This is a genomic window from Propionispira raffinosivorans DSM 20765 (assembly GCF_000381065.1).
GTDB classification, from domain to species: domain Bacteria; phylum Bacillota; class Negativicutes; order Selenomonadales; family Selenomonadaceae; genus Propionispira; species Propionispira raffinosivorans.
Genome location: NZ_KB905885.1, coordinates 7,792 through 14,106, shown reverse-complemented (window position 1 = coordinate 14,106; position 6,315 = coordinate 7,792). Strand labels below are relative to the sequence as shown.

Genomic DNA, 6,315 nt, shown 5'->3' with positions numbered 1-6,315 from the left:
ATATAACATCCAGTATGGTATCGATGCCGAGTATGTGGTGTGGGTGACGGTTGGCCCACAGCCGACAGATACGACGACACTTCTTCCGTTTCTTCAAGATTTTGAGGCACATTTCCCTCAAAAATATCTCAATATTATCGCAGATGCTGGCTATGAGAGTGAGGAAAATTATCTGTATCTTGAGCAGCGTGGACAAATAGCATATATCAAGCCGAACAACTATGAAATGAGCAAACAGCGAAAATATCAGAAAGACATTGGTCGTAGAGAAAACATGGAATACAATGCGGATAAAGATTTTTATGTCTGTGCCAATGGTAAGAAAATCAGCGTAAGCGGCGAACGAAAACAGAAAACCAAAACAGGCTATGAAACATGGAAGACGCAATATTCGTGTGAAAATTGTAGCAACTGCACATTAAAAGCACAGTGCATTCATGGGAATCGTAGCAAGACGCCCTTAGAAACACGAACCAAACATTTTGAAATCTCAAAGATTTTCCAGCAGAAACGGGCAGAAGATTTAGAACGCATTACGTCAAAGAAAGGGATTGAACTACGGGTGAATCGGAGCATTCAGTCGGAAGGAACCTTTGCAAATGTAAAGGCCGACCTACAGTTTAGACGTTTTCTTGGACGGGGAAAAGTAAATGCATTAGTAGAAAGTATGTTGATGGCAATGGCACATAATATAGGAAAAATGCATCATAAAATACAGTCCAGCCGATCAGGACAATATCTATTCCCAGTAAATAACGCAGCCTAAAAGAAAAGACGTACGAAAAACCCATTAATAGGTGGGCCGTTTTCGTGCGCCTTTTTTTATCCTTCAATATAAAAAATGACATCAAATTGTTTTGTTCCGAAAAAAGAAGTCGCCGCAGAAATGAAAAATCACTTCATGCGACAGCCCCTTTTTTAGCCGATACTTTGAAAGCAGCTTTCTGAGAATAATAGTATAAGCAGATGATTTTGAATTTATTGATTATAGGATTAAATACTCATTGTCTACAGATTCGATTTATGTTATTATCCATAAATAAAGATAAATATTGTATATTTGTATTCTGACTTATGAAATATACTAGGTATTAAGTTTCATGGAACAGCTTTTGTGGAGGTTTTAGAAAGATAGTACTAGGTATAAAAAATAACGTCATTTTTTTTTGCCAATTTGTAGAATTTTAATAATTTCAATAATTGGAATGAATCAAATAGCATAATCAAGGCATGGCTGATGACAGATAACAATCAGCCGCTGCATCATACCCCACACAATAAAAAAGGAGTGAGAAAGTGGAAAAGCCAAGGATGGAACAATGCATTTTCTTGTGGTCAGCTATCGCTAACAGGATAGCGTGTCGCACACATACTTATTGTTTTGCTGAAAAAAAAGAGTACAGTTATGGAAAACATGTTTTTTTGCAACGACAGTCCCAACAGAGAAATTCTTTAGATTTACCCGCAGAATCAACAAAAAAATTGAGTTGTCGTAAGCTGAAAGGTAACGAACAATCTAGAAACAAGAAAATAGGAATCACAGGAATACATATGATTGTGAAAACTTTAACAATCGTTTCAATGGAAAAAATGTATTATAGTGATTTAAGAAAGAAGGGAGCATCCTTGTGCACTTATCAAAGATAAAAGTCGTCTTGATTTTGGTGGTACTATGCATGCTGCCTTATACACAGGCCTGGGCAGAAATACCGCATCCTGGTGATAATCAAGAACTAAATCGTCGTTCGCGGGAAGCAGCGGCACAACGACAAAACTTGCAGCAAAAGAAGGATGTCTTTCTAGAACAGGAGCAGATTAAAGATAATGACAACCGCCTGCCAGCCGAAGCACCAAGTTTTCTTATTCATACATTGATGCTGGAAGGTGACAGGGATGGACAGTTCCCCTGGCTGCAAGATATGCTAAACAAATATAAAAATCAGCAGATTGGTAAAGAAGGCATTAATCTCATTGTCAAACGATTAACGAATGAACTCATTAATCGGGGGTATGTTACCACTCGCGTTGCCATTCCAGAACAAGACCTTTCCAATGGAACACTACAGCTTGTACTTGTTCCTGGTATCATAAGTCAAATTCGATTTGACAAGGTGCAGCATAGCGGAAACTGGGAAAATGCTTTTCCGACAAGACCAGGAAATATTCTAAACCTTCGCGACTTGGAGCAAGGCCTTGAACAGTTAAAACGAGTTCCATCACAGGATGCTGACTTTAAGCTGATACCCGGTAAGCGGATGGGGGAAAGTGATGTTGTCATCCAAATGAAAGAATCTAGGCCGAACCGTTATGTACTTTCGCTAGATGATTCAGGCAGTAAAGCAACGGGCAAACTGCAATCTTCAATATCCATGGCTTTTGACAATCCATTTAATGCCAATGACCTGTTTAATGTGTCATTTAATAAAGATGCGGATCGCTCAGAAAACCTTCGTGGAACGGATGATTATAGTCTTTACTATTCCTTTCCAAGTGGCAACTGGACCTTTACGCTATTGACGCAGCATCACAACTATCATCAAACCATAGCAGCCATTAATCAAAACTTACTTTATAGTGGGGATAGCTACACAAATGAATTTAAAATTGCTAAACTCATTCATCGGGATCAGACAAGCAAAACGCATATAGAGTTTTCATTAATTAAAAAACAAAGCCGGAACTATGCGGAGGGTACCGAAATTGATGTACAACATAAGGATACTACAGCTGCAGAGCTGGCCATCACGAGACGCCAGTATTTCGGTAAAAAAGTACTCGATTGGCGTCTAGCCTATAAACGAGGTCTCCCTTGGCTTGGAGCACAGACAGATGCGGCGGCGGCTGACTCGCCAACCACTCGCTATAACTTATGGACAGCCGAGGTCGATTATACTACACCGGTTATGCTTGGCAAGGTAGAAGGGAAATACAGCGTAGTCCTTCAGGTGCAAGATACCAATAGCCGTCTCTATGCAGTCGACTATTTCAGTATTGGCAATCGTTATACGGTGCGTGGTTTTGACGGTGAGCAAACCTTGGCTGCCGAACAGGGATACTTTTTGCGCAATGAACTAAGTGTTCCTATAGGTAAACAGGAAGTTTATGTTGGCCTTGACTATGGTGAAGTACATGGACCGGATAGTGCATCTTTTTCTGGCAAGGCACTGGCTGGTACGACTATCGGGCTTCGCGGCCAGATCCAAGGTGTAAACTATGAAATTTTTTGTGCCTGGGCGCTAAAACAACCTAAGGAAATACAGACAGCCACCCCGGCTATCGGGTTTCAGCTCATCTATCAGCTCTAATGTTGTTTTTAGTCATGGCTAATAGATAGACAAGGTAGGAGGTATCGATTATGAGTAATATTCGTAATAGGTTTCGTAAACTAAAAAAATACACGGCATGGTTTACCCTGTGTCTCTACTTGTTGCAGCCTTGTTTGGCAGCCGCTGCTGACGTGGTGGCTGATGCAAATGCTGCTAAAAATAAACAGCCAATTGTAGATAAAACAGCGAATGGTATAACCATTGTACATATTGCAACCCCCTCGGAAACAGGTATATCCCATAACTACTATCAGCAGTTTAATGTAGATTCACGTGGGCTCATCCTGAATAATGCCAGGGTTATTACACAAACACAGCTGGCAGGATATATTGCAGGCAACCCCAATCTCTCGGGTGGCAGTGCGAGACTGATATTAAATGAAGTGACCGGGACGGGGCGCAGTTATCTGAGCGGCTATACAGAAATAGCAGGCGCAAAAGCCGACCTTATCCTTGCCAATCCAAACGGAATTGTCGGTAATGGCTTTGGGTTTATCAATGCTGGTCGCACAACACTTACCACCGGTACTCCCCTCTTCGGAGGCAGCGGCAGTCTGGAGGCTTTTCGTGTAACAGGCGGCCAAATTTCCGTGGCAGGAAGCGGCCTTGACGGCAGCCGTGCAGACCGTGTCGATTTAATCAGCCAGTCCGTACAGGTTAACGCCGGAATGTGGGCGAAAAAACTCAATGTAATTACAGGAAATAATAAGGTGGATTATAACAATCTAGCTGTACAAAAAATCAATGATGCCCAGACCCCCGTAGCGCTAGACGTAGGGCAGTTAGGAGGCATGTACGCTGGTAAAATCAGCCTCATTGGCACCGCTCAAGGCGTAGGTGTCAACAGTCTGGGGACGATCTCAGCACTGAACGACGATCTGATGATAAATCAAACCGGTAAGATTATTATGGCGGGTAGTACGTCGGCTATCGGAAACGTGGTACTTACATCAAACGACAGCATTACGAACCAAGGTTCTTTAGGCAGTCGGCAAAGCACCACGATTAACGCCCAAGGTATGCTGATCAATACAGGCATACTTACTGCCGGACAAAATATGAACATTATCGCAGATGCCGCACAGTCGAGCGGTACGATCGGATCGGGGATACAAACGGATGGCAGTGTTGGAAATACGGGTGACCTTACCTTACGGGTAAACAAGACGGCCTCGATCAATGGACAAAATATAGCGGCAGGCAATCTTACGGTTCAAGGTGCCGCACTTGATATAGCTGGAGGAAAAAGCAGTGCAGGTCTTGATATTGGCTTACTTGCAAGTGCAGGAGATATAAATCATACAGGTGGTACTTTGCAGACCAATAATAAAGTCACCATAACAACGACGGGTGCTTTCATCAATGACCAAGCTATAAATGGTATGGCGGGTCAAATAACCGCTCGGCAAATGAGTATTGCTGCAGGTAATATTAGCAATCATGGGGGCCGGATTGTACAAACAGGCACGGATGACACTCATATTACATCACAGGCTGATTTAGATAATACGCAGGGCACGATTCTCACAAAAGGAGCACTCAATATACAAGCTCAGGGCGAATTCCTGAATCAGCAGGGGAGTATGCAAGCGGATAAAAATTTGTTTGTTGCAGCACAAACTGTTAATAATACCAAGGGCAGTCTGCTTAGCCTGGACAACAGCGATTTGACAGTACAAACTACGCAAGCAATCGATAATACGGCAGGAACGATCGGTGGCAATGGAAATGTCAACCTGACCAGTACTGAATTAAAGAATGCGGTAGGCCAAGTAATTTCCGGCGGCAGCTTAACAGCGGCGGTTACAGGTAATGTAGATAACACAAATGGGAAAATAACGGCGCAGCAGGATATTTCCATTGGATCTTCTGTATCGTCAGGTGCCGTAAGCAATACGGCAGGCAGTATCAGTACTGGGAAAAATCTACTGATACGTGCAAATCGTATAGATAACAAAGATGGAAAACTGGCAGCGAATCAAGATATCACGCTGACGGCGCAGACTATACAAGGCGGAGGCAGTGCCCAGGCGGGAAGAGATATGAACCTTACCGCCAGTAAAACGATCCACCATTTGGCAGGTGGAGATTTTGCGGCGAACCGCAATGTAACAATAGCCGCCGATACCGTTACTTCGGAGGGCAGCATTACCGGGGTTCATAACGTAACCGTGACGGCAGCTGCAATAACCAATGCCAGCGGTGCCAAATTGGCAGGGGGAAACACGGTCAATCTTACGAGTAACAGTATGCTGCGCAATCAGGGACAAATTAGCGGAAGTGCGCTAAACATGGCGGCGCAAACTATAGAAAATAACGGTGCTGTAGCAGCAGATGCACTAACGCTGACGGCAGATACAATTACCAATGACGGCAGTAATGCAAAAATAATTACGAATCAGGTCGCTGACATTACAGCAAATACAGCACTTAATAATACGAACGGTGCTTTGCTGTATAATTTGGCAGGCAGTGGAGCACTTACTGTAAAAACCAATGCGTTGACCAATAGCGGCAGTTTGCTTTCAGGAAAAGATAGCAATATTACAGCTGGAAGCGTAAGCTCTACCGGAACAATCGGAGCAGGAATACAAAATGATGGTTCTTTAGGCCAAGCCGGGAATTTAACCATAACCGCAGCCAACGCCATTCAGGCCAGTGGTAAAAATCTAGCAGGCGGTAACTTGACTGTAACCGGTACAGCCATTGATCAAAGCGGAGCGACAACGGCTGTCGGCGGTAACGCACAGCTAACGGCGACCAAGGGAGATATCGATCATACAGGTGCCATTTTGCAAGCCAATGGTATTGTAACCATGAATGCCGCAGGGACTGTGGAAAATGACAAAAATGCGAATGGTACAGCCGGACAAATCACGGGAGAACAAGTAACCCTTATCGCACAGGCTATCAGCAATCGAGGCGGTAGTATCCAGCAGAATGGTACAAATGATATGAAACTTACCTCACAAGGCAGCTTGGATAATAC

Annotated in this window: 4 protein-coding genes; all 4 read left to right on the top strand. The window is 43.4% G+C overall.

All coding sequences use genetic code 11. The features are described 5' to 3' along the window. On the top strand, positions 1-766 hold a 766-nt coding region (locus F606_RS0119810), incomplete at its 5' end, for a transposase (RefSeq protein ID WP_019555088.1). A 530-nt stretch (positions 767-1,296) separates the two neighbouring features. Further along, entirely contained in the window at positions 1,297-1,647 is a 351-nt protein-coding gene (locus F606_RS0119800) for a hypothetical protein (RefSeq protein WP_019555618.1), read from the top strand. Continuing rightward, positions 1,629-3,305 carry a ShlB/FhaC/HecB family hemolysin secretion/activation protein gene (locus F606_RS0119795; protein WP_143063183.1) on the top strand — a complete coding sequence of 559 codons (1,677 nt, stop codon included), beginning with the start codon at positions 1,629-1,631 and terminating at the stop codon, positions 3,303-3,305. Before F606_RS0119800 ends, F606_RS0119795 begins: the two co-directional genes overlap by 19 nt. Positions 3,306-3,355: 50 nt before the next feature. Further along, a partial coding sequence (locus tag F606_RS21810; RefSeq protein ID WP_033368732.1) for a two-partner secretion domain-containing protein occupies positions 3,356-6,315 on the top strand: 2,960 nt, incomplete at its 3' end.